This window comes from Pontiella desulfatans, assembly GCF_900890425.1.
In the GTDB taxonomy this organism is placed as follows: Bacteria; Verrucomicrobiota; Kiritimatiellia; order Kiritimatiellales; family Pontiellaceae; genus Pontiella; species Pontiella desulfatans.
This window is the reverse complement of sequence record NZ_CAAHFG010000003.1, coordinates 96149-119503: the sequence shown is the minus strand read 5'-3', so window position 1 is coordinate 119503 and position 23355 is coordinate 96149. Positions and strand designations below refer to the sequence as shown.

The window sequence follows — 23355 nt, the reverse complement described above, 5'->3', positions numbered from 1 at the left end:
ACGAATGAATGGAAAGCAACGAATCCATTCATGAGTAAATAACCTGCACCATTCGTTGCCTTCCATTCATTCGTTGCGCATAAGATTCGTTTATGACTAAAAAGAAACCAACTGAACTGCTGGCCCCCGCAGGCAGCGCCGATGCGGCGTGGGCGGCGCTGGCGTATGGCGCCGACGCGGTCTATGCCGGGTTGCCGCGCTTTTCTGCGCGTGCCGAAGCCGCCAATTTTTCGACGGAACAGCTCGACGAGCTGATCGGCTATGCCCACGCGCACGGCAAGAAGGTATACATCGCGCTCAACACGCTGGTTCAGCAGCACGAGTTGCCGGATGCGCTTGAGGCGCTCGCACAGATCAACGACCTGAACGCGGACGGCGTGATTGTGCAGGACATGGGCGTGGCGCGGATGGCGCGGCGGTTCTTTCCCAAACTCGAGCTCCACGCGAGCACACAGCTCGCCGTGCACAACACGGCAGGTGCGCAGTTGCTGGCCGATATCGGCTTCAGCCGCGTGGTGCTGGCGCGCGAATTGAGCCTGAAAGAGATCGATTGCATCACGCGCGGCTGCGGCATCGAGACCGAGGCCTTCATCCATGGCGCGCTCTGCTATTCCTACAGCGGCCTCTGCCTCTTCTCCTCCCACGTTTCGGGGCGGAGCGGCAACCGCGGGCGCTGTGCCTACTGCTGCCGCCAAACCTTCGACTCCGATGGCAGCAAGGGCCTTCCATTTTCGATGAAGGACTTTGCGGTGGGCGCGCATTTCGACGAGTTGCTGGCCACGGGAGTGGCCTCGCTGAAAATCGAGGGACGTATGAAGGGCGATGCGTATGTTGGAGCCGTCACCGACTTCTATCGCCGGCGAATGGACCGCGGTCTTGACGAAAAAGAGCAGCGCGAACTGCTCTCCGATATCCAGACGATTTTCGGACGACCGGCCACCGACCTCTATCTCAAAAAGAGCAACACCAACCCAATCGACCCAACCACCAACGGGCACCGCGGCGCGGCGATCGGCACCATCGAATCGATCCGCACCGAGCGCAACGATCATTGGCTTTGCCTCAACACCAACCGCGCGCTGCAAAAATACGACGGCCTGAAGATCGAGCTGGCGGGAAAGGAACCCTATGGATTTTCCGCCACCGAAATCCGATTGCAGAACGACCGCAAGAAACACCTGAAGTTCGAGGTTCCGGCCAACGCGGGCATCGAAGTCAAACTGCCCGAAAGCCATCCCTACCTTGAATCCGGCCTGACCGTCTATTGCTCGATCTCCCAGGAAGTCCGCCAACGCTATGGTTTCGAAGCGCCCCGCCCCGGAACCTATCGGCAACAGAAGCCGTTCGACGCTTCGGTGAAACTGACGTCCAACGGCGTGACGGTTCGCTCGGGACAAACGGAAATCACAATCGATGAAGCGCTGAGCGAAGCGCGGCAACCGGAGCGCACGGAGTCGGCCATCCGGAAAAGTTTCGAAAAAACAGGCGGCACCGAGTGGCGACTTGGCCAGCTTACCGTCGAAGACAATGGCTTGTTTGCCCCGGCCTCGGTGATGAACGACGTCCGGCGGAACCTGCTCGAACAACTGAGTGCGGAATTTGAAACGCACAAGCAACTGGAACATTTTGCGCGGCTCGAAGACCTCGTGCAACCGCCCGCCGATCCCAGCGACCAAGAACGCTGGTCGATCAGGCTGCGCGATCTTTCGCTGCTGGATGATTTGAATGAAGAGGAGCTGGAGCGGATTAACGAGATCGTGCTGGAGGGCGAAGCTCCACCCGAACCCCACCCTCCAATCCGAATGGCCATCCCCGTCATCCAACGCGAATCACGCCTCACGGATCACGGATCACGTTGCGAAGTCGCAAACGTTGGCGCGCTTCACGCACGACGGGATTGTTCCGATCTTGTTGCCGACTGGCCGCTCTACACGCTCAACACGGAAGCCGCCGAACAGTGGCGCGAACTCGGCATTAAACAAAATGTCCTGTCGCCGGAAGATACGGGCGACAACCTGAAGGCGTTGCTTGGATTGCTCGGCGGCCGCGCGATTGTTCCGGTCTACCAGCATACGCCGCTCATGATTTCCGCAACGCCCCCGGACGCCGGCGAAATCCTTTCCGACCGGAAAAAGAAACCGATGAAGGTTGAGAAAAACGGCGATGAGCATGTGCTGATCTACGAAGAGCCGTTCTCGCTGATTGAACACCTCGATGAACTACGCGAGGCAGGCGCGCGCAACTTCCGGATCGACCTCACCTATGGCATCCGCGATGCCGCGCATGCAGCAGAGGTTGTCCGCGATGCGCTCGAAGGCCTGCCGCCCGCCGAATGCCACGACGGAAACTATGGGCGAACCTTATAGAACGTCATCGAGTCGGATTCGGTGCAGCCGCCCGTACAGGCTTTCTTGCAGGGAATCTCAACCTTGAGCACCTTGCCCTTCTGTTCGAGCATCCCGAGCATGGGGCGCAGGGCGGAGGAGTTGATGCCGAGCGCGAGGGCGATCTCCTGGACGGAGAGCGCGCCGCGCTCGCTGAGCAGTTTTACGATGCCACTAAACATTTTTTGCCCACGTCCTGGTTTCCGGCAATCTTCAAGCCAATGACCGAAACCACCACCATGGCCAGGCAAATGCCCAGCCATCCGGCGGAGGCGCCGGGATTCACCGCGAAGGTTGCGAGCTGGTAGTAGACCGTCGAGACGATCCAGGCCAGCATGGTGAGGTAGGTGACGGCGAAGAACATCCAGCGCATCCCGATCTCGCGGGCGATGGCCGCGAGCGCGGCAACGCAGGGCGCGTAGATCAGGATGAAGAGCAGGTAGGCGAACGCGGCCTGTTTTCCATGTTCGCCGAAATGGGCAACCATGCTCGCATGGCGCTTGGCATCGGTGGAGTCGAGCTCCTTCACGGCGCCGGAAAGGCCCAACGGATCCTTCAGGCCTTCGCCGAGCTCCGAAAAGCCGGCCGGGATGGTGGCGAACGCCTCGATGATGCCGGGCCAGAATTCAAAGCCTCCGCCACTGGCTTCTTCGCTGGCGATTTCGGGTTCGTCGAGCTGGGCATAGATCGAGTCGAGCGTGCCAACCACGGCTTCCTTGGCAAAGATGCCCGTGAAGAGACCGACGACGGCGGGCCAGTTTTCGTCCTCGATGCCCATGGGCCGGAAGACGGGCGTGACGGAGCGGCTCATGGCGCTGAGGACCGAGTTTTGAGAATCGTTGTTGCCGAACGAACCGTCGGTGCCCATGGAATTAAGGAAGCCGAGCACGGCGACGATCAGCAGGATCACCTTGCCCGCCTTGATGATGAACGACTTGAGGCGGTGCCAGGTGTGGTACATCACGCCGCTGAAGGTCGGCATGTGGTAGGGCGGCAGCTCCATCACAAAGCTGGTCACCTCGCCCTGCAGCAGGGTTTTCTTGAACAGCAGCCCCGTGACGACCGCGAGGGCGATGCCGGTGATGTAGATCGTGAAAATCACGGCTCCACCCTTGTCCGGGAAGAAGGCCGCGGCAAAGAGCGTGTAGACCGGGAGGCGCGCGCCGCACGACATGAACGGATTCATGAGGATGGAAAGGATGCGGTCGCGGCGGCACTCGAGCGTACGCGTTGCCATGATGCCCGGCACGTTGCAGCCGAAGCCGACGAGCATCGGAATGAAGGCTTTCCCCGGCAGGCCGATTCGGCGCAGGAAATGGTCCATCACGAACGCCGCGCGCGACATGTAGCCGGAGTCTTCCAAAAACGACAGGCAGAGGAAGATGAAGAAGATCGGCGGGATGAAGGTCGAAACCGTCTGGATGCCGCCGCCGAGCCCCTCGGCCAGGATCGCAACCAGCCACGCAGGCGTGCCGAACGATTCGAGCAGATGCCCGAAGCCATCCACGAAGATGGTGCCGAAGAACCCATCGAAAAAGTCGATGAACGGCGCGCCGACATTCATGGTGATGGCGAAGACGAGATACATCACGCCGAAGAAGACCGGGAAACCGAGCACCTTGTTGAGCACCACCCGGTCGACGGCGTCGGAGAAGGTTTTGCGAGCCTTGTCGCTGCCGGCGGTGACATCCCGGGCGAGGCCGTGGATGAAACCATAGCGGCCGTCGGCGATGATCATGTCGGAATCCTCGCCCACGAGGCGTTCCACCTTTTTGAGTTCGTGCTGGATATCGGGCAGCAGCGCCTGGTCGGCCCCGATGAGCTCCATGGCAAGTTCATCCTTTTCCAGCAGCTTGATCGCCAGCCACCGCGCGGAAACCTTCCTGGTGAGCGCCACGTCGCCCAAGCTGAGTTCCAGCGATTTGAGCACCTTTTCGATGTCCTTTTCGTAGGCGACGCGAACGCCGGGGCGATGGTGGGTTTTGCTGATTTTACAGATGGAATCCTTTAGTTCGTCGATCCCCTTTTTCTTGGAGGCGATGATCGGGATCACGGGACAGCCCAGATGTTTTTCGAGGTGCTCGACCTCGATGCGGATGCCGCGCTGCTTGGCCATGTCCATCATGTTCAGCGCCACGACCACGGGAACGTCCATCTCGAGCAGCTGGGTGGTGAGATATAGGTTTCGCTCCAGGTTGGAGGCGTCGAGCACATTGACGACCACGTCGGGCGTGTCGAACAGGATGTGCTTGCGAGCCACCTCTTCGTCGGGCGAGAGCGCGGAGAAGGAATAGATGCCCGGAAGGTCGGTGACATCGATGATGGCGTCGCAGTGGGTATATTCGCCCATGACGCGCTCGACGGTTACGCCAGGCCAGTTGCCGACCTGCTGCCGCGCGCCCGTCAGGGCATTGAATACGGTGGTTTTGCCGCAGTTCGGATTGCCTGCGATCGCGATTTTGAGATTGCTCATTTTTTATCTACCTCGAGCACGTTGGCCTCGTCGGAGCGAAGCACGACGCGGGAGCCGCGGACTTCGATTTCGATCGGCCCGCCCAAGGGCGCCTTGCGGACGACGGTGAAATCGACGTTCCGGGTCAGCCCCATGCGGAAGAGCTTTTGCCGATAGGCCGGATCGGCCGCAGCAAATCCTATTACAATACCGTTTTCGCCAACCTTGAGTTCCTTGAGCTTCATGCCAGTCCTTCGTTCAAAATTAAATTTCCAATGCGAGTTGGACGGCAACAACATGCCCGTTGGCATTGTCATCCAATTCTTCAACACGGAGATACTCCGCAGCGATGGCGGCATTGTCGTGGAAACCATAGGAAACCACGGCACCGTATGCCTGACCTGGATATTTATCGCCAAACTGCAGCGCCACACGGTCATAACCTGCATAAAGGTCATCGCTGGCTTCATACTTCAGACCGACCACAACTCGGTCGTGTATCTGGGCGGAACCTTCGATATTGAAGGCTGCAGGAGTGTATTGGCCACCATCGAGATTGTAGGAATCGAGTGCCGCAGCATACTCAAAATTGAAAGTGAGCAAGCCTAGGTAGACATTGATGAACGCCCCTGCACCGCCCACTTTATCATAACCAGGTTGATCCGCGACCAGCTGCCCGACACCACCGTAGTTATAGGTTTCCATCATGTCGGAGAGCCAATACGCTCCACACTGAACCTGCTCGGCCGGGCTCAAAGAAACAGTCGCGTAGACGTCGGAAATCATGGCATCACCGCCTTCGTCTTCTGCAACGCCTTTCTTCGTGTCGCCGTTAAATGCACCCACGTTGGCGTCGATCCACTGGTTGCCGTAGCCAACCATGCCTGCGGTACGGTTCATTTCCATCAGCTCCAGAGTCATCGGATCCGATATGAAAGCGGACTCAAAGTTACCCACCGGCTGGTAAAAGCGGCCAGCAACCAAATAATATGGAATGGATTCGGTTGCACCCAGCGTAACAAACGCTTCGTCTATGTTGTTATCCTCACGGGATTCCTGCTCCCACAAAAGGCCAACATTGCCCCGGAGCCACTCCGCGACGGCTGCCTCCATTTTGAATTCGACCGTCGCCTGAATGATTCCACTTTCCGAAGCACCGCCGATTTTCGTGTAATATCCTTCCGTCTCCAGCAACAGACCCCATTCCAAACTCTGGAGGCCTTTTTTTGCCAAGACACCGATTTCTTTCGCGGTTATATCAACGGTTGCATTTTCGTCGGCAAAACCCACACCAACCACGGCGACCAAGGCCGCAACCATCATTCCTTTTGTCATGTTCATTTCTTTTTTCCTTAAGCAATTCCATTCATCCACTGAACGGAAACCGCTCAACTCTTTTTATCAGTCACCCGGGGCCTCTCCGGCGGTATTTATTCCTATAAACGACCCATGGTGCTGTCCACCACATAGCGATATTGCTTGCCGCAATGGATAATGATTTCCTTCTGCCCCTTTTTCAGAATCCTGAAATCGATCTTCATCTCACCGTAGCCGTCATGCTCGATCAGCATGTTGTACAGCGCCTCGATCCGCTTTTTCACATTTTCGTGGCTATCGGCCATGTCCTAGTTCCTGCTAAATTGCGGGCAAATTTAGATATTATCTCAACAGGGTCAATTCTATTCGGGAAGTTTTTGGCGCAACTAACATTCCCCGATGTGCCCGGGAGGCTGATCGGCCCCGGCCGACCACCCAAAACAAAAGGGATGGCGCAAGCCATCCCTTTCAAGCACCCGATTTCCAGGCGGGTTCCCGTTTTCCCGATGCCTACTTAATCAAGTTGTAGGTATCGAGCGCAATAACCAGCTCTTCGTTGGTGTGGATCTTGAGCGCCACAACCTTGGAGGCTTCCGTGGTCAGCACGGTTTCGTTGGCATCGTTCTTCGCCTTGTCCACTTCGAGACCGAGGAAGGTGAAGTTTTCGAGAATCTTATCGCGAAGCATCGGGTTGTTTTCCCCCACACCGGCGGTGAAGACAATGCAATCCACCCCGTTCATGGCGGCGGCATAGGAGCCGATGTATTTCTGGATGCTGTAGCAGAACATTTCGATCGCCATCTGGCAGTCGGCATCGCCGGCCGCGGCGCTCTCGACGTTGTCGCGCATGTCGCTCTTGCCGGAGATGGCGAGCAGGCCGCCCTGCTTGTTCATCATGGTGCTGACTTGCGACGGCTTGAGCTCCTGCGATTCCATGATATGCAGCGGAACGTAGGGATCGAGCGTGCCCGAACGAGTTCCCATGATGATGCCGTCGAGCGGGGTGAAGCCCATCGAGGTATCGACCGAAACCCCACCCATGAAGGCCGCCAGCGAACCGCCGTTGCCCAGATGGCAGGTAATGATTTTCAGATCCTTCAACTCCTTGCCCAGCTCCTCGGCGGCCTTGTTGGCCACATAGCCATGGGAGGTGCCGTGGAAGCCATATTTACGGATCTTATAGGTCTTGTACTGCGCAAGGGGCAGTGCATACATGTAGGCCTTTTTCGGCATGCTCTGGTGGATGGCCGTATCGAACACGGCCACCTGCGGCATGAAAGGCAACAGCGATGCCATCGCCTTGATCCCCATCAGGTTCGGCGGGTTGTGAAGCGGCGCCAGCATGGAGTTGCGCTCGATGGCCTTGATGACCTCCCGGTCGATGACCACCGAACCGGTGAAGTCCTCGCCGCCATGCACGACACGATGGCCAACCCCGCCCAAATCCTCGAGGCTTTCGAGAACACCGGTCTCCGGATCGATGAGCTGCTTGAGGATTTCATCGATCGCATGCTTGTGGTCGGGCAGTGCGATGAATTGCTTTTCCTTACCCTCATCACCCCTTTCATAGGCCAACGTGGAACCATCGATTCCGATGCGGTCGGCCTGCCCCTCGCAAAGCGCGTGGAACTGGTCGTCGGACTCATTGGCATGGTAAAGCTTGAACTTGATCGAAGACGATCCCGAGTTGAGTACTAGAATTTTCATTGAATGGTATTCCTCGAATTAGTTTGCAGCCTGCAGGGCGGTAAGGGCAACGGTGCCGACGATATCTTCAACGTAGCAACCGCGGGAGAGATCGTTGACCGGCTTGTTCAAGCCCTGGAGCACGGGGCCATAGGCACCGGCATTTGCAAGGCGCTGCACCAGCTTGTAGCCAATGTTCGCGGCATTCAGATCCGGGAAGATCAACACGCGCGCTTCGCCGCCCAACGGGCTTTCCGGCGCCTTCTTGCTCGCAACCTCCGGAACAATGGCCGAGTCGAGCTGAAGCTCGCCGTCGATCACGATGCCCTTGTCGGCATGCTCCGCTTCAACCTTGGCCTTGGCCAGCTTGACGGCCTCCTGCACTTTTTCGACCATCGGGCATTTTCCGCCGGATCCATAGGAGGAAAACGAAAGAAGTGCAACCCTCGGCGGTATATCGTAGGCCATGGCGGAGATGGCGCTATCGACGGCCATATCGGCCAGCTGCTCGGCGGTCGGATCAACCACCAACGCGCAATCGGAAAAGATATAGGTCTTGTCGTTAACGTCCATGATGAAGAAGCTCGAAACCGTTGCCCCCTTCTTGGCGGACTTGATCACCTGGAGCGCCGGGCGAACCGTATCGGCCGTCGAGTGGGCCGCGCCGGAAACCATGCCATCGGCATCGCCGGCATTCATGATCATGGTGCCGAAGTAGCTGACCTGCTTCACCGTCTCAAGCGCCTGCTCGGGGGTGATGCCCTTTGCCTTGCGCATTTCGTAGAAGGTGTCGGCATATTCCTGCAGCTTATCGGAGGTTTCCGGATTGATGACCTTGATGCCATCGAGGCTCCAGCCCTTCGACGAAAAAGCCTCGGTGATTTTCTGCTCATCTCCGAGCAAGGTTACCGAGGCGATTCCTTCTGCGTTGATTATGTTGGCGGCTTCGAGCACTCGCTCATCGCTACCTTCGGGTAGTACGATGTTGCGCTGCTTAACCTTCGCAGCATCAATGATTTGCTGAATAAAGATACTTCTGCCCATTGGACTTTTCCCTGTTCTATGTTGTTTATGCATCCCCAATTTTGCAAAAAACTCCGCAAAAACTACCACCTCGGGATTTTTCCGCAACCCAAAACGACGGGTTTATTGAACGTTTTGAATTTTCAGTGCGCTTCATGTTTCCGCAGACACACACTTCGCTCCGAGCGCGGGAAAATTAGTGGATTACAGAACCGGCAAACTCATGTTTTTATACCAAATTAAACTGATTTCCGATTTAGGACACCCGTCCGGTGCCCTGATCGGAATTGAATAACAAAAAACCCCGCAGCCTGCGAAGGCGACGGGGTTTTTGCAAAGCGCTGTCGGCGAGATTTACTCGGCGGCAGCCACTTCTTCTTCAGCAACCACTTCGGCAACCGCCGCCGGAGCAGCCACCACGGTGTCGACCCATTCGAGCAGCACCATCTCGGAGCTGTCGGAAATTCGACGGCCGAGCTTGATGATGCGGGTGTAGCCGCCGTTGCGATCGGCGAACGTCGGGGCAACCGCGTCGAAGAGTTCCTTGACGGACTTTTCGTTCTTCAGCGTGGAGATGGCCTGGCGACGTGCCGCGAGGGTGCCTTTCTTTCCGAGCGTGATCATCTTTTCGGCCAGGCTACGGGTTGCCTTGGCTTTCTGGATGGTCGTCTTGATGCGCTTGTTGTCGATGAGCGCGCAAACCTGGTTTGCAAGCAGCTCGTTGCGATGCGCACTGGTGCGACCGAGTTTAACTGTTTTTTTACGATGTCTCATTGTTCCAACCTCTGGATAGTTTTCAAACTAGTCTTCGATGGACGAACCCTTGAGCAGGTCGATGTCGAAGGTCATGCCCAGCGACAGACCCATTTCCTGGATCTTCGCCTTGATTTCGTTCAGCGACTTCTTACCGAAGTTGCGGTATTTCAGCATTTCGGCCTCGGTCTTCTGCGCCAGCTCGCCGACGGTGGTGATGTTGGCGTTGTTCAGGCAGTTTGCGGCACGAACGCTGAGTTCGATTTCGTTGACGCTGATGTTCAGCTTCTTGCGCAGCTCTTCCTTCTCGAGGTCGATCTGCTTTTCGCTTTCCTCGAATTCGATCAAATCCTTGTCGTAGGAGACAAAGACGTCGAGGTGGTGGCGTAGGATGGCGGCCGACATCGTCAGCGCGTCGTCCGGGCTAACGCGTCCGTCCGTCCAGATTTCGATTACGAGCTTGTCGTAGTCGGTACGCCGGCCAACACGGGTGTTCTCGGTGGCATACTTGACACGGCGAACCGGGGAAAACAGGCAGTCGATCGGTATGATGCCGATTTCCTGGTTTTCCTTTTTGTTCAGATCGGCCGGGCAATAGCCGCGCCCGATGCGAACTTCCATCTCGGCTTCGAACACGCCGCCTTCGGCCAACGTGCAGATGACGAAATCGGGGTTCAGGACTTCGATGGATTCGGGGGTCACGATGTCGCCGGCGGTAACTTCGCCCGGACCTTCAACCTTGATCTTCACCATCTGCGAGTCGCGGGCATAGCTCTTGAAGAGCAGCTGCTTGATGTTGAGGATGATGTCGGTGACATCTTCCGTAACACCTTCGAGACTGCAGAATTCGTGCGGGGCTCCCTTGATCTTGACGGAAGAAACCGCAGCGCCTTCCAGCGAGGAGAGCAGCACGCGGCGAAGCGAGTTGCCCATGGTGCGTCCATAGCCGCCCTCGAAAGGTTCAGCGTAGAACTTACCGTAGTTTTCAGTGGAAACAGCATCGTCCTTGACGACCTGTTTCGGCATTTCAAAACGACCGAGTCGTGTAGCCATAGTATTATCCTCCCAGAACCGGGCGTTAACCGGTCCGTATGGTGTTAAGTACTGATTTGTTAGAAATTCAAACTAGACGCGGCGGCGCTTGGGCGGGCGGCATCCATTGTGCGGGATCGCGGTGGTATCCTTGATCGACGTGATCGACAACCCAGCCGACTGGATGGCGCGAACACCGGACTCGCGTCCTGCACCCGGGCCCTGCACACGGACTTCAACCTCGGACATGCCGTGGCTGATGGCGTTACGGGCGGCATCCTGCGCAACAGTCGTTGCGGCGAACGCCGTGCTCTTGCGGGAGCCCTTGAAGCCGCACTTGCCTGCGCTGCTCCAGGAAACCACATTGCCGCGCGTGTCGGTGATGGAAACAATCGTGTTGTTGAACGTGGTCTTCACGAAGGCAATGCCGAACGGAACGTTCTTGGAACCCTTCTTGCGCTTGATCGGCTCGATGACATCGTCAGCAAGCAGATCGGCGGCGGTGGGCAGGCGCGACTTCTTTTCTTCAACCACTTCTTCAGCCTTGGCTACCGCAGGAGCTGCTTCTACCGCAGGCGTTTCTTCAGCGGCAACCGGAGCTGCTGCTTCGACCGCTTTTTCTTCTATTTCAACTTTTTCTTCTGCCATGGGAATAATCCTTATTTAGCGGCCTTGGCGGCGGAGCGGGCTTCCTTGCCGCGAACAACACCAACGGTGCGCTTCGCGCCCTTGCGGGTACGTGCATTGGTCTTGGTGCGCTGACCGCGAACCGGCAAACCGGCGCGGTGGCGGCGACCACGGTAGGAACCGATCGAAATCAGGCGACGGATGTTGGCCGAAACCTCGCGACGCAAGTCGCCTTCGATGCGGTAGTCGTTCTGCAGAACGGAAACGAGGTGCTGAATGTCCTCGTCGGTCATGTCGTCTGCTTTCTTGTTCGGATCCAGCTTGGCCTTTTCGCAAACTTCCTTCGCGAGGGCCGGGCCGATTCCGTAGATGTAGCGAAGCGAATATTCCAGCTTCTTTCTACCGGGGATGTCTATACCGAGTACACGTGGCATTGATTAAACTCCTAATTTATCCTTGGCGCTGCTTGTGGCGCGGGTTGGTGCAAATAATACGTACCACACCCTGGCGGCGGATAACCTTGCACTGTTCACACATTCTTTTTACTGAAGCTCGTACTTTCATCTTATTGCTCCTGGTTAATCACCAGACGCCCCTTGCTCATATCGAAGGGCGACATCTCAACTATAACTTGCGCACCGGGTTGCGGCAGCTGACAGCCGAAATCCTTGCGCCCTAAAAACACAACGAATCGGTGTCCGTTACTTAGTTCTGCGTCAAAAGCGTGTTTGTCTATCACGCCCAACAAGCGCGCGTCTAGTAAAATTGTCTCTTTTTTATTCATTACGAGTCCAAATCTGGAATCGTCAAAATCTCGGCCTTGTGCTTGCCCACGGCCACGGTGTGCTCGAAGTGGGCGGAAGGAAGCCTATCCTTGGTCACCACCGTCCAGCCATCGTGGAGGGTTTCGGTCTTGTGAACCCCGAGGTTGATCATGGGTTCGATGGCGAAGGTCATGCCGGCCTTGAGGACGGGGCCGCGCCCGGGAGGGCCATAGTTGGGGATCTGCGGATCCTCGTGCATTTCGCGCCCGATGCCGTGGCCGACAAAATCGCGCACCACGGAAAAGCCCGCGCCTTCGGCCACCACCTGGCAGGCATTGGAGATATCCGAAAGCCGGTTGCCCTCGACCGCTTTTTCGATGGAGGCCCGCAGGCACTCCTGCGTGGTGTCGAGCAGGCGCTGCCATTCGGGATTGATCTCCCCAGCCGCCACCGTGATGGCCGTGTCGCCCACAAAGCCGCCATAGACGAGTCCGAAGTCGATGCTGACCACATCGCCGTCCTGGATGACGCGCCGTCCGGGAACGCCGTGGACCACCTCTTCGTTCACCGAAGAGCAGATGTGGCCGGAAAACCCGTGGTAGCCATAGAAGGCGCAACGGCCTTCCTCCTTTTTCGCCAACTCGGCGGCATAGTCGTCGAGTTCCTTGGTGGTGACGCCCGGCGCAACCTTGGCGGCCACCTTGTGGAGAATGGTGGCCGTCTTTCGTGCGGCGATGCGCATGGCCTCCAGCTCGGCCGGCTTTTTAACAATGATCATGGCAAAGGGTTATCCCAGCTTTTCAAGCACGGCGGCGCGGACTTGGTCGATACGCTGCGTGGCATCGATCGGATGGACGAGACCCTTCGCCTCGTAATAGGTGATGAGCGGCGCCGTCTGCTCGGCGTAGACGACCAGGCGCTTGCGAATGGTTTCGGCGTTGTCGTCGGGACGCTGCGTCAGTTCGCAGCCCTCGATGTCGCACAGGTCTTCGTTCGAGGCCGGGTTGAACTTCACATGATACACCGAGCCGCATTTCGAGCAGGTTCGCCGCCCGGAAAGCCGTTCGACGATCACGTCATCCGGACACTCAAGCAGCACAACCTCTTCAAGCGTTCCATTGAGAGAGCCGAGGAGTTCATCAAGCTTTTCCGCCTGCACCAGCGTGCGCGGGAAACCATCAAACAAATAGTTGGATTCGGCCGCCCGGGAGGAAAGGAGATCACGGATCATTCCGACGACCACGTCGTCGGGCACAAACTTGCCCTGGTCCATCAGCTGCTTGGCTTCAAGACCGAGGGGCGTTTCGAGGCGGATCTGCTCGCGGAGCAGATCCCCTGTGGAGACGTGACGGTATCCTTTGTCCACCAGGACTTCAGCGACGGTGCCTTTGCCTGCACCGGGGGGGCCCAAGAGAACAACCGCGTTCATTACCTACCGCTCTTGATCTTCCCTTTTTTCAGGAAGCCGTCGTAGTGGCGCATCAGCAGATGCGATTCGATCTGGCGCATGGTGTCGAGCATGACACCCACGATGATCAGCAGGCTGGTGCCGCCGAAGAACGAGGCCACGATCCACGGAATCTGGAACTGCGACGTCATGATGGAAGGCATGACGGCGATGGCGGTCAGGAAGACGGCGCCGGCCAGGGTTAGGCGGGTCATGGTGCGGTCGAGGAATTCGGCCGTCGGCGTACCCGGACGGATGCCCGGAACATAGCCGCCGCGGCGCTTGAGATCGTCCGCGATCTGGATCGGGTTGAACTGCGTTGCAACCCAGAAATAGGAGAAGAACAGAATCATCACGCCGAAGAAGAACATGTACCAGAACGACATCGGGAACGTGTTCGCCCACTCCTTGGCGGCTTGCCAAGGGAGCTTGCTGCCGATCATCGGGAAGATGCCCAGGATGGCGGAGGCGAAAATGATGGGCATGACGCCGGAATAGTTGACGCGCAACGGCAGGTGCGAGGTTCCGCCCTGCATCATCTTGCGGCCAACCATACGCTTGGCGAACTGCACCGGGATCTTTTGCTGCGCCTGCGTCATTGCAACAACGCCCAGGGTCACGAAGAAGATCAGCGCGAGCAGCAACGCCAGGTGGAAAATGCCGATCTCGGCAACGCCGTCCACCGGCGTTAGCTTGTCGACCAGCGTCTTGACGGCCATCGGCATGCTGCTAACAATGTTGACGGTGATGATGATCGAGATACCGTTGCCGATACCCCGGTCGGTCATCTGTTCGCCGATCCACATCAGCAACAGCGAACCGGTCACCAGCGCCATCATCGTGAGCAGCACGAAGCCAACGCCGGGAATACGCACCACCTCGGACGGCAGGCCGAAATAGCCCCCGCTCTGCAGGGCGATGGCCATGGCCGCTCCCTGCACCGCGCAGATGATAACCGTGAGGTAGCGCGTGTATTGCGTAATCTTTTGACGGCCGACATCGCCTTCGCGAGCCAACTTTTCAAGATGCGGGATCACCGCGGTCATCAGCTGGAGGATGATCGATGCACTAATGTAGGGCATGATGCCCAGCGTACCGATGGAGCACTGCAGCAGCGCACCCCCGCTGAAGAGGTTCATGATGCCGAACAGGCCACCTTCCGCCCCGCCCTGCGCTTCGATGAACGCACGGATGGAGACCGCGTCCACGCCCGGAAGCGGAACAGCGGCAATGAGACGGCAGATGAAGATCAGGCCAAACGTAAACAGGATACGCTGGCGCAGTTCGGTAATCTTGAAGGTGTTGACAAATGCGGAAAGCATGGCGATGGGGCCTTTCGATTACTAGACGATTTCGCAGGTGCCGCCGACGGCTTCGATTTTTTCCTTGGCCGAGGCGGAGAAGGCGTTGACCTTGACGGTCAGTTTCTTTTCCACACTGCCGCTACCGAGAATTTTCACGCCATCGAAGCGACCGTTAACCAGTCCCTTTTCCTGGAGCAACCCGATAGTGACCTCGGTACCATCCTCGAACACGTTGAGCGCGTCGAGGTTGACCGGAAGAATCTCTTTGCGGTTGAAGTTGTTGAAACCCCGCTTCGGAAGTTTCCGGACGAAGGGCATCTGGCCCCCTTCGAACAGCGGCTTGTGGCTTGCGCCCGCACGGGACATCTGGCCCTTGTGGCCACGTCCGCCGGTCTTGCCCTTGCCGGATGCGCGGCCACGGCCGACGCGGATTTTCCGATGCTTGGAACCTTCTGCAGGTTTAAGTGAATGTAAATCCATGACTTTATCCCCTTCCAGACTAGCCCTTGCGAATGGCAATCGCTTCCTCTTTCGAGCGGAGCGAGCCAAGCGCCTTGAGGGTCGCCTTGGTTACGTTGAGGTGATTGTTGGAGCCGAGCGACTTCGCGAGGACGTCGCGGACGCCAGCGAGTTCGAGTACGGCACGGCACGGGCCACCGGCGATAATGCCGGTACCTTCGGAGGCCGGGCGGATCAAAACCTGCGCACCCGAAAACTTGCCGAGGGCGTCATGCGGCAGCGTGGTGCCGCGCATGGTTACGGTTTGGAGGTCGCGCTTGGCAACATCGCCGGCCTTGCGGATGGCTTCGGCCACCTCGGCGGCCTTGCCGAGCCCGTAGCCAACACGGCCCTTGCGATCGCCGACCACCACGAGTGCGCCGAAGCTGAAGCGACGGCCACCCTTGACAACCTTGGAGTTGCGGCTGATGTGGACCACGCGCTCCTCGAATTCCGGCTTTTCGCGAACTTCGTTCTTGTCGTCGCGTTTACGGCCACGGCCACGGCCGCCGCCATCCCGGCGTCCTCTGTTACGTTCTGTACGTTCTTCTGCCATTGGGAAACTCCTAGAATTTAAGTCCGGCTTCGCGAGCACTATCGGCCAGCGCCTTGAGGTTGGAACCGAAGGCGAAACCGCCCCGGTCGAAAACAACAGTCTCGATGCCCTTGCCCTTGGCGGCTTCGGCGGCCTTGGCGCCAAGTTCCTTGGCAGCCTCGGCGTTCTTGCCCTTGGAGGACACGCCGCACAGCGTCAGCCGTGCGTCGTCATCGATAAACTGCACCTCGAGCCGCGTGTTCGAGCGGAAGACCGCCATGCGCGGACGCTCGGCGGTTCCTGCAATCTTGTTGCGCACACGGAGGTGGCGACGGGTTCTCAGATCTTTTTTGCTTTTAGTAGCCATTATGCAACCGCCTTACCTTCCTTGCGGCGAATCTGCTCATCGGAGTAGCGTACGCCCTTGCCCTTGTACGGCTCGGCCGGCGAGTAGTCGCGGATGCGTGCCGCCACTTGGCCAACCAGCTGCTTGTCGATGCCTTCGACGGAAACCTTGGTGTTGTCTTTCACATCCACCGTGATGCCGTCCGGAATCGAATAGTTGATGTCGTGCGAGAATCCCAGCGACAGGACGATTTCCTGGCCCTTCATCACGGCCTTGTAGCCGACGCCTTCGATGATCAGATCTTTCTTGTAGCCTTGGCTCACGCCGACGACCATGTTGCTGACCAGGCTGCGGACGGTGCCGAACATCGCCTTGCCGAACTTGGAATCGTCGTTGCGGGTTACAACTACGCTGCTGCCCTCAACAGCCACCGCGATGCACGCGGGGGCCGTGTAGGTGCATTCGCCCTTCGCGCCCTTGACCGTCACGGTCTGGCCGCTGACTTCGGCGGTCACACCGCCGGGGATCAAAATGGGTTGTTTACCTATTCTTGACATATCTAAAACCAGTCCTTTCTACCAAACGTAGCAGAGGACTTCGCCCCCGATCTTCTTTTCGCGAGCTTCGACGTCGGTCATGACGCCCGAAGACGTGCTCAGGATCGCCATTCCGATGCCGCCCAAAACGCGCGGCACTTCTTCGGAGTTGGCATACTTGCGGCAGCTTGGCTTGCTGATGCGGCGAAGCCCCTGGATGACCGGCTCGCGGTCCGTCGTATATTTAAGGAAAACGTTGAGGACGGATTTCCCGCCGTCGTTTTCCATCGTGTAGTCCTTGATGAACCCTTCGGCCTTGAGGATGCGTGCAATCTCGCTCTTCATTTTGGAGTGCGGCATTCCAACAACGTGCTTCTCGGCCATATTCGCATTGCGGATACGGGTCAACATGTCAGCGATTGGATCTGTTAAAACCATTTCTAAACTCCTATTCGTTGCCCGTTTTGAACGGCATGCCCATCAGGGAAAGCAGTTCTCTTGCTTCGTCGTCCCTGGTGGCGGAAGTCACGAAGGTAATATCCATGCCGTGGGTCTTCTTCACCTTGTCCGGGTCGATTTCAGGGAACACGGTCTGTTCTTGAAGACCCATCGAGTAGTTGCCCTGCCCGTCGAACGAGTTGCCGGGGATGCCGCGGAAGTCGCGGATACGCGGAAGCGTAACGTTGACCAGGCGATCCATGAATTCATACATCCGATCGCCGCGGAGCGTAACCCGTGCGCCGATGGACATTCCTTCTCGCAACTTAAAGTTCGATACTGATTTCTTGGCCTTGGTAATAACGGCCTTCTGACCCGTGATCTTGCCGAGGTCTTCGGCGAGTGCGGTCAGCGTGTCGCGGTCGTGGTCAACCGAGACACAGAGGTTCAGTACGATCTTCTTGATTGCGGGAACCTGCATTTTGCTGCTGTAGCCCTGGCTCTCCATGAGCTTGGGGGCGACTGCGTCTTTATATTTGGTTTTCAGTGTTGGGGCCATTGCACCCTTCCTCCAAAATTACGGTTCCAATGCTTGGAACGATTAAGCGGATACCTTCACATTGGAAATCGCGATCGGAGCTTCACGCTCCACGACTCCACCCTGCGGGTTGTCCTCGCTCTTCTGCATATGTTTCTTCACAAAGTTGATTCCCTCGATAAGGATGCGTCCGTTTTCCGGAAGCACCTGAAGGACTTTGCCCGACTTGCCTTTTTCATCACCGGCGATAACCGTAACGGTGTCGCCCTTCTTGATTTTGGCTTTGCTCATCTTAAACTCCTCGCCTGCGCTTTACAGTACTTCCGGAGCCAGCGACACGACCTTCATGAAGTCGTTGTCGCGAAGCTCGCGGGCGACCGGCCCGAAAATACGGGTGCCGCGCGGGTTTTTGTTGTCGTCGATGATGACCGCTGCGTTTCCATCGAAACGGAGGCAACTGCCATCCTGACGGCGAATGGTGCTCTTGGTGCGAACCACGACCGCCTTGCAGAGGTCGCCCTTCTTCACCACACCGTTCGGTTGCGCTTCCTTGACCGAGACGCGGATAACATCGCCCACACGGGCAATCTTACTCTTCGTGCCGAGTACGCGGATGCACATCACCGAACGCGCACCGGAATTATCCGCAACCTTCAAACGTGTATTCTCTTGAATCATTGTTCAGCCCTACCTTATTTCGCAGCTTCCGAAACAATATCCACCAGGCGCCAGTGCTTCAGCTTGCTCAGCGGACGGGTTTCCATTACGCGAACAACATCGCCGACACCGGCCTTGTTTTCCTCGTCGTGCACATGCACCTTCTTGGAAACGCGGATTTCCTTGCCGTACAGCGGGTGGCGCATGCGACGCTCGATCAGAATGACAATCGACTTGTCGCCGCTCTTGCTGACAACGCGGCCCTCGCGGGTCTTGCGGTTATGTCTTGTATTTTCCATGACCGTTACCCTTCAACTTTCTTTTGGTTCTGGATGGTCTTGATGCGGGCCACCGTGCGGCGCAGCTGTTTCATGCGCGCCGGGTTCTCCAGCTGACCGGACACCTGCTGGAGCTTCAGGTTGAACTGCTCCTTCTTGATGTCCGCGAGCTGAACTTCCAGCTCTTCCATCGTCATTTCATTAATTTCTTTAACCTTCATGGCTCACCATCCTTTAGTCATGAGCGTGGCGCTGTACGAACCGGACGCGCAGCGGCAACTTGGTGGCTGCAAGGCGCAGACACTCCTTTGCCAGCGTTTCCGGAACGCCATCCAGTTCGAAAAGCATGGTGCCGGGCTTGACGACGGCGACCCACTGGTCGACCCCACCCTTACCTTTACCCATTCGAACTTCCAACGGCTTCTTGGTGATTGGCTTGTCGGGGAAAATGCGGATCCACAATTTACCCTTACGTTTCATGGCACGGTTTGCAGCCACACGGCACGCTTCGATCTGGATCGCGGTGATCCATCCACGCTCGAGGGACTGGAGACCATACTCTCCGTAGGCCAGCTGGTTGCCCTTCTGGGCGAGACCGCCGCGGGAACCGCGCTGGACCTTCCTGTATTTAACTCGTTTCGGCATTAAAGGCATGATTCAACTCCTAGGCTTTCGTTTCGGATTCCTTGCAGATCCACACCTTGATGCCGATGATGCCGGCAACGGTATTCGCTTCCGCGGTTCCGTAGTCGATATTGGCGCGCAGCGTGTGCAGCGGAATCTTGCCTTCCTTATAGCTCTCGGAACGGGCGATTTCCGCACCGTTCAAACGGCCGCCGGCGAGGATCTTGATGCCGAGGGCACCATTTTCCATGGCCATCTGCAGCGCGCGCTTCATGGCACGGCGATGCGAAACACGGCGCTCGAGCTGCATGGCAACGTTTGCCGCCACCAGGGTGGCGTCCAGATCCGGCTTCTTCACTTCGGCGATCTCGATGTAGACTTCCTTGCCGGTCTTCTTCGAGAGCACTTCGCGCAGCTTGTCGATGTCTTCGCCCTTGCGGCCGATGACCAAGCCCGGACGAGCCGATTTGATGGTTACGCGGATGCGGTTTGCATAGCGCTCAATGTAGATGTCCGACACAGCAGCGTCCTTCAGTCGTTCGGAAACGAGTTTGCGGATGTCGACGTCTTCCTTGAGCATGGTACCGAAGTCGCGCTTGTCCGCATACCAGCGCGAACGCCAGTCTTTGGTGAGTGCGAGCCTCATTCCAATAGGATTTACTTTTTGACCCACTAGAGTCTCCTTACGCTTTGTCGGTTAGAATAACGGTTACGTGGCTGGTCTTCTTCTGGATCGGACTAGCCATGCCCCGGGCACGCGGACGGAATCTTTTCATCATCGGTCCGCCATCCACGATGGCGTTTTTCACAAACAGGCTGTCGACCGACAACCCCTCGTTGTTTTCGGCATTGGCAATCGCCGACTTGAGGGTCTTGCCGATCTGTACGGCAGCCTTGCGAGCATTGAACTCGGTGATGCGCAGTGCGTCGGCGACCGGCAGTCCTTTGATCTCGTTCGCGAGATCGCGGGCCTTGGTGGGCGACATGCGCACATATTTAGTTGTTGCTGACACTTCCATGTGTTTTCACTCTTAGTTTTCCACGGGGAATAAAGGGCGGACAGTCTATGGATTTGCCGGTCGAAATCCAGCGATTTCGACCAGAAAATCACCCAGACTATTTCTCCGTCGCCATACCGTGGGTTCTGAAGGCGCGGGTAGGCGAGAATTCACCCAGTTTGTGCCCGACCATATTCTCCGTAACAAACACCGGAACGAAAACTTTACCGTTATGAACGTTGAAGGTTTGGCCAACGAATTCCGGAACAATCATGGAATTGCGGGCCCAGGTTTTAATGGGCTGCTTGCGACCGCCCTCTTCCATCTTGCGAACCTTCTTGACCAGCTTGAGGTCAACGTATGGACCTTTTTTCAGTGAACGAGCCATTATTTCTTCCTCCGTTCAACAATATACTTGTTGGTCTGTTTATGCTTATCGCGAGTACGCTTGCCCTTCGCGAGCAGACCCCACGGGGACTTCGGATGCCCGCCACCGGAGGTACGGCCTTCACCACCGCCCATCGGGTGGTCAACCGGGTTCATCGCAACACCGCGCACGGTCGGGCGGATGCCCAGCCAGCGCTTGCGGCCGGCCTTGCCCATCACAATGTTGTTGTGCTCAACGTTGCCGACGCGGCCGATGGTGGCCAGGCAGCCAGTGCGGATCATCCGGATTTCGCCGGAAGGCATCTTCACGTTGGCCCATTCGTCGTGGCAGGACATCAGTTGCGCCGAGGTGCCCGCGGAACGAACCAGCTGCCCGCCGCGACCGGCGATCAGCTCGATGTTGTGCACGGCCATGCCGACCGGGATCTTACCCAGCGGTAACGCGTTGCCCAGCGCCGGCTCGGCGTCCGGACCGGACATCAGCGTGGCGCCGACGGCGAGTTTCGCCGGTGCAATGATGTAGCGCTTCTCGCCATCTGCATAGTGCAGCAGGGCGATGCGGGCGGAACGGTTGGGATCGTACTCGATCGCGGCAACTTTGGCGGGAATGCCGAACTTGTCGCGCTTGAAGTCGATCACGCGGTAGCGGCGCTTGTGCCCGCCCCCGCGGTGGCGCACGGAAATACGTCCCGCGCTGTTGCGGCCGGCCTTGCTTTTCTTCGCCTTGACCAACGAACGCTCGGGAGTGCTCTTGGTGATATCGGCGAAGTCCGACAACACCATGTGCCGGCGGCTCGGTGTATACGGCTTGTGTGATTTCAAAGGCATTGCAAAGATCTCCTTAGATCAGGTTAATGCTATCATCTGCATGCAATGTAACAACTGCACGCTTGGAGGCGGCGGTTGTTCCGAAATGAGCCGTTCTCTGGCGCTTCTTCTTGCCTTTTCGGCGCATCGTATTGACGGCCATAACACGGACATTGAAGAGCTCTTCGACGGCTCGTTTGATTTCCACCTTGTTGGCATCCATGGCAACCGTGAACAAATACTTGTTCTGCAGCTCGGAGAGCATGGTTCCCTTTTCGGTCAACAAAATACGTTTAATTACATCGGCTGAACTTTTCATTTCGTAGGCTCCTTATCCGAGGCGCTTCTCGAGCGCTTCCATGCCTGCCTTCGTGATGATCACGTTCTTGTAGCGCAGGATTTGGTAGGTGTTGACCAACTGTGCGGTGGCCACTTCGACGCGCTGGATGTTGCGTGTGGCCAGCAGCAGGTTGTCGGTGGTTACATCAACGATGAACAGCGCGCCGCGGTCGAGGCCGAGGTTCTTCAGCACAACGGCGAAGTCCTTGGTCTTCGGGGAAGCCATGCTCAGCTCGTCGATCACGGTGATGTCGCCCTGGTCCACCTTCGCGCTGAATGCGCGGGCGAACGCCAGCTTGGTCACCTTCTTCGAAAGCTTCTTCTTATACTTGCGCGGCAACGGGCCGTGCGCGGCATGTCCGCCACGCCAAACGTTGGACTGCTTGTAACCGGCACGTGCGCGGCCGAGGCCCTTCTGCTTCCAGGGCTTCTTGCCGCTACCGTTGACTTCGCCCTTGTTCAGGGTGGAGGCGGTGCCGGCGCGCTGGTGCGCGTTGTAGGCAACAACCGCTTCGTGAACGGCCTGGTCGCCCTTGTCGAGAACGAGGAGGTTGTCCGCAACTTCGTAGTCGCCGACGCTTTCTCCCTTAACATTTTTCAAAGCTACTTTGCTCATGGTAATCCCTGCCTATTTCTTTTTGAGGGCTTCTTTGATCGTCACGATACCGCCGGTGGCGCCCGGAACCGATCCCTTGACCAGAATCAGGTTTTCCTCGGAACGAACCTGGATAATCTTGAGATTCTGGGTGGTGACACGCTTGTCGCCCATCTGGCCGGGCATCTTCTTGCCCTTGAAGACGCGTGCCGGAAATTCGCACATGCCGATCGAGCCGGTACGACGAACCCAGCCGCCGCCGTGCGATGCACGACCGCCGCCGAAACCGTAGCGCTTGACCACGCCCTGGTAGCCGCGACCCTTGCCGGTGGCAACGATGTCGACATAGTTGACCCCTTCGAATGCGGCGGCGGTAACTTCGTCGCCAACGTTCACGTCGGCATCTTCGATCCGGAATTCGCGCAGTACGCTCTTCACGGCTTCGCCGGCTTTCTTGAGGTGGCCGAGGGCAGGCTTGGTCATGCGCTGCTCCTTCTGGTCGCCATAGCCGAGCTGCACGGCCTTGTAGCCGTCTTTCTCGCTGTCCTTGAGCTGGGTCACCACGCAGGGGCCCGCTTCGATAACGGTTACGGGAACGGCAACGCCATTTTCATCGTAGACGGAGGTCATTCCCAGTTTCTTTCCAATCAAACCTTTCATGATTGCAATCCTCCTTAGATTTTAATGGTGATGTCCACACCGGCCGGCAGGTTGAGCTTCTTGAGCTCGTCAACCGTCTTGATGGTGGGATCGATGATGTCGAGCAAACGCTTGTGGGTGCGGATCTCGAACTGTTCCATGGCTTTCTTGTTCACGTGCGGACTCTTGTTCACCGTGAACCGCTCGATACGGGTCGGCAGCGGAATCGGGCCTGCAACGCGGGCGCCGGTGCGGCGAGCCGTCTCGACGATCTCCGTGGCCGATACGTCGAGGATGCGATGATCGAACGACTTCAGCCGGATTCTGATTCTTTGATTAGTCATTATACTC

General features: G+C 57.5%; 36 protein-coding genes. 1 reads left to right on the top strand and 35 read right to left on the bottom strand.

Annotated features, from left to right (window positions below; all coding sequences use genetic code 11):
- The first annotated feature begins 92 nt into the window (after positions 1–92).
- Positions 93–2366, top strand: a complete 2274-nt coding sequence (locus tag E9954_RS21580; RefSeq protein ID WP_136081371.1) for a U32 family peptidase — start codon at positions 93–95, stop codon at positions 2364–2366.
- Here E9954_RS21580 and E9954_RS21575 read toward each other — a convergent pair.
- From E9954_RS21575 to rpsJ, 35 genes are all read right to left on the bottom strand, one after another.
- Positions 2348–2566, bottom strand: coding sequence for a FeoC-like transcriptional regulator (locus E9954_RS21575; RefSeq protein WP_168442487.1), 219 nt, complete (start codon positions 2564–2566; stop codon positions 2348–2350). The genes E9954_RS21580 and E9954_RS21575 overlap by 19 nt on opposite strands.
- On the bottom strand, positions 2548–4857 hold the full coding sequence (feoB, locus tag E9954_RS21570; protein WP_136081369.1) for a Fe(2+) transporter permease subunit FeoB: 2310 nt from the start codon (positions 4855–4857) through the stop codon (positions 2548–2550). The genes E9954_RS21575 and feoB overlap by 19 nt, the downstream gene beginning before the upstream one ends.
- Entirely contained in the window at positions 4854–5081 is a 228-nt protein-coding gene (locus E9954_RS21565; RefSeq protein ID WP_136081368.1) for a FeoA family protein, read from the bottom strand. Before E9954_RS21565 ends, feoB begins: the two co-directional genes overlap by 4 nt.
- Before the next feature lie 19 nt (positions 5082–5100).
- Positions 5101–6177, bottom strand: coding sequence for an LbtU family siderophore porin (locus tag E9954_RS21560; RefSeq protein ID WP_136081367.1), 1077 nt, complete (start codon positions 6175–6177; stop codon positions 5101–5103).
- A 95-nt stretch (positions 6178–6272) separates the two neighbouring features.
- Entirely contained in the window at positions 6273–6458 is a 186-nt protein-coding gene (locus tag E9954_RS21555; RefSeq protein WP_136081366.1) for a hypothetical protein, read from the bottom strand.
- A gap of 205 nt (positions 6459–6663) precedes the next feature.
- Positions 6664–7860 (bottom strand): acetate/propionate family kinase, encoded by a 1197-nt coding sequence (locus tag E9954_RS21550; protein WP_136081365.1) that lies wholly within the window; start codon positions 7858–7860, stop codon positions 6664–6666.
- An 18-nt stretch (positions 7861–7878) separates the two neighbouring features.
- Positions 7879–8883 carry a phosphate acetyltransferase gene (pta, locus tag E9954_RS21545; RefSeq protein ID WP_136081364.1) on the bottom strand — a complete coding sequence of 335 codons (1005 nt, stop codon included), beginning with the start codon at positions 8881–8883 and terminating at the stop codon, positions 7879–7881.
- Positions 8884–9216: 333 nt separating this feature from the next.
- Entirely contained in the window at positions 9217–9636 is a 420-nt protein-coding gene (gene rplQ / locus E9954_RS21540; RefSeq protein WP_136081363.1) for a 50S ribosomal protein L17, read from the bottom strand.
- A 27-nt stretch (positions 9637–9663) separates the two neighbouring features.
- A complete protein-coding gene (locus tag E9954_RS21535) occupies positions 9664–10668 on the bottom strand; it encodes a DNA-directed RNA polymerase subunit alpha (protein WP_136081362.1) in 1005 nt (334 codons plus the stop codon).
- A 72-nt stretch (positions 10669–10740) separates the two neighbouring features.
- Positions 10741–11295: a 30S ribosomal protein S11 gene (rpsK, locus tag E9954_RS21530; RefSeq protein WP_136081361.1), complete on the bottom strand. Its 555-nt coding sequence runs from the start codon at positions 11293–11295 to the stop codon at positions 10741–10743.
- 11 nt (positions 11296–11306) lie between these two features.
- A complete protein-coding gene (gene rpsM, locus E9954_RS21525) occupies positions 11307–11708 on the bottom strand; it encodes a 30S ribosomal protein S13 (protein WP_136081360.1) in 402 nt (133 codons plus the stop codon).
- A gap of 16 nt (positions 11709–11724) precedes the next feature.
- A complete protein-coding gene (rpmJ, locus tag E9954_RS21520) occupies positions 11725–11838 on the bottom strand; it encodes a 50S ribosomal protein L36 (RefSeq protein WP_136081359.1) in 114 nt (37 codons plus the stop codon).
- Position 11839: 1 nt separating this feature from the next.
- Positions 11840–12058, bottom strand: a complete 219-nt coding sequence (locus E9954_RS21515; RefSeq protein WP_136081358.1) for a S1 domain-containing protein — start codon at positions 12056–12058, stop codon at positions 11840–11842.
- Positions 12058–12816, bottom strand: coding sequence for a type I methionyl aminopeptidase (gene map / locus E9954_RS21510; protein WP_136081357.1), 759 nt, complete (start codon positions 12814–12816; stop codon positions 12058–12060). The genes E9954_RS21515 and map overlap by 1 nt, the downstream gene beginning before the upstream one ends.
- Positions 12817–12825: 9 nt before the next feature.
- On the bottom strand, positions 12826–13467 hold the full coding sequence (locus tag E9954_RS21505) for an adenylate kinase (protein ID WP_136081356.1): 642 nt from the start codon (positions 13465–13467) through the stop codon (positions 12826–12828).
- Positions 13467–14807 (bottom strand): preprotein translocase subunit SecY, encoded by a 1341-nt coding sequence (gene secY, locus E9954_RS21500; RefSeq protein ID WP_136081355.1) that lies wholly within the window; start codon positions 14805–14807, stop codon positions 13467–13469. The genes E9954_RS21505 and secY overlap by 1 nt, the downstream gene beginning before the upstream one ends.
- A 21-nt stretch (positions 14808–14828) precedes the next feature.
- Positions 14829–15269 carry a 50S ribosomal protein L15 gene (gene rplO / locus E9954_RS21495; protein WP_136081354.1) on the bottom strand — a complete coding sequence of 147 codons (441 nt, stop codon included), beginning with the start codon at positions 15267–15269 and terminating at the stop codon, positions 14829–14831.
- A gap of 19 nt (positions 15270–15288) precedes the next feature.
- Positions 15289–15843 carry a 30S ribosomal protein S5 gene (gene rpsE / locus E9954_RS21490; protein ID WP_136081353.1) on the bottom strand — a complete coding sequence of 185 codons (555 nt, stop codon included), beginning with the start codon at positions 15841–15843 and terminating at the stop codon, positions 15289–15291.
- A 10-nt stretch (positions 15844–15853) separates the two neighbouring features.
- Positions 15854–16192 (bottom strand): 50S ribosomal protein L18, encoded by a 339-nt coding sequence (gene rplR, locus E9954_RS21485; RefSeq protein WP_342793860.1) that lies wholly within the window; start codon positions 16190–16192, stop codon positions 15854–15856.
- Positions 16189–16725, bottom strand: coding sequence for a 50S ribosomal protein L6 (gene rplF / locus E9954_RS21480; RefSeq protein ID WP_136081351.1), 537 nt, complete (start codon positions 16723–16725; stop codon positions 16189–16191). The genes rplR and rplF overlap by 4 nt, the downstream gene beginning before the upstream one ends.
- 18 nt (positions 16726–16743) lie before the next feature.
- Complete coding sequence (rpsH, locus tag E9954_RS21475; RefSeq protein ID WP_136081350.1) at positions 16744–17142, bottom strand: 30S ribosomal protein S8; 399 nt, start codon at positions 17140–17142, stop codon at positions 16744–16746.
- Positions 17143–17152: 10 nt separating this feature from the next.
- The gene (gene rplE, locus E9954_RS21470) at positions 17153–17701 is read right to left on the bottom strand and encodes a 50S ribosomal protein L5 (protein ID WP_136081349.1); all 549 of its coding nucleotides are present in this window, start codon (positions 17699–17701) and stop codon (positions 17153–17155) included.
- Between the two features lie 42 nt (positions 17702–17743).
- Positions 17744–17971, bottom strand: a complete 228-nt coding sequence (rplX, locus tag E9954_RS21465) for a 50S ribosomal protein L24 (protein ID WP_136081348.1) — start codon at positions 17969–17971, stop codon at positions 17744–17746.
- Between the two features lie 21 nt (positions 17972–17992).
- Entirely contained in the window at positions 17993–18358 is a 366-nt protein-coding gene (gene rplN, locus E9954_RS21460) for a 50S ribosomal protein L14 (RefSeq protein ID WP_136081347.1), read from the bottom strand.
- Positions 18359–18372: 14 nt separating this feature from the next.
- Positions 18373–18636, bottom strand: a complete 264-nt coding sequence (rpsQ, locus tag E9954_RS21455) for a 30S ribosomal protein S17 (protein WP_136081346.1) — start codon at positions 18634–18636, stop codon at positions 18373–18375.
- A gap of 5 nt (positions 18637–18641) precedes the next feature.
- On the bottom strand, positions 18642–18836 hold the full coding sequence (rpmC, locus tag E9954_RS21450) for a 50S ribosomal protein L29 (RefSeq protein ID WP_136081345.1): 195 nt from the start codon (positions 18834–18836) through the stop codon (positions 18642–18644).
- A 13-nt stretch (positions 18837–18849) separates the two neighbouring features.
- Positions 18850–19269, bottom strand: a complete 420-nt coding sequence (rplP, locus tag E9954_RS21445; protein WP_136081344.1) for a 50S ribosomal protein L16 — start codon at positions 19267–19269, stop codon at positions 18850–18852.
- Positions 19270–19279: 10 nt separating this feature from the next.
- Positions 19280–19912, bottom strand: coding sequence for a 30S ribosomal protein S3 (gene rpsC / locus E9954_RS21440; RefSeq protein WP_136081343.1), 633 nt, complete (start codon positions 19910–19912; stop codon positions 19280–19282).
- A gap of 10 nt (positions 19913–19922) precedes the next feature.
- Positions 19923–20258, bottom strand: a complete 336-nt coding sequence (rplV, locus tag E9954_RS21435; RefSeq protein WP_136081342.1) for a 50S ribosomal protein L22 — start codon at positions 20256–20258, stop codon at positions 19923–19925.
- A 97-nt stretch (positions 20259–20355) separates the two neighbouring features.
- Positions 20356–20625, bottom strand: coding sequence for a 30S ribosomal protein S19 (gene rpsS, locus E9954_RS21430; protein WP_136081341.1), 270 nt, complete (start codon positions 20623–20625; stop codon positions 20356–20358).
- A complete protein-coding gene (gene rplB, locus E9954_RS21425) occupies positions 20625–21452 on the bottom strand; it encodes a 50S ribosomal protein L2 (RefSeq protein ID WP_136081340.1) in 828 nt (275 codons plus the stop codon). Before rplB ends, rpsS begins: the two co-directional genes overlap by 1 nt.
- A gap of 13 nt (positions 21453–21465) precedes the next feature.
- The gene (gene rplW / locus E9954_RS21420; RefSeq protein WP_136081339.1) at positions 21466–21750 is read right to left on the bottom strand and encodes a 50S ribosomal protein L23; all 285 of its coding nucleotides are present in this window, start codon (positions 21748–21750) and stop codon (positions 21466–21468) included.
- Between the two features lie 12 nt (positions 21751–21762).
- A complete protein-coding gene (gene rplD, locus E9954_RS21415; protein ID WP_136081338.1) occupies positions 21763–22386 on the bottom strand; it encodes a 50S ribosomal protein L4 in 624 nt (207 codons plus the stop codon).
- A gap of 12 nt (positions 22387–22398) precedes the next feature.
- Positions 22399–23025, bottom strand: a complete 627-nt coding sequence (gene rplC, locus E9954_RS21410) for a 50S ribosomal protein L3 (RefSeq protein ID WP_136081337.1) — start codon at positions 23023–23025, stop codon at positions 22399–22401.
- Positions 23026–23039: 14 nt separating this feature from the next.
- The gene (gene rpsJ, locus E9954_RS21405; protein WP_136081336.1) at positions 23040–23348 is read right to left on the bottom strand and encodes a 30S ribosomal protein S10; all 309 of its coding nucleotides are present in this window, start codon (positions 23346–23348) and stop codon (positions 23040–23042) included.
- Between the last annotated feature and the right edge of the window lie 7 nt (positions 23349–23355).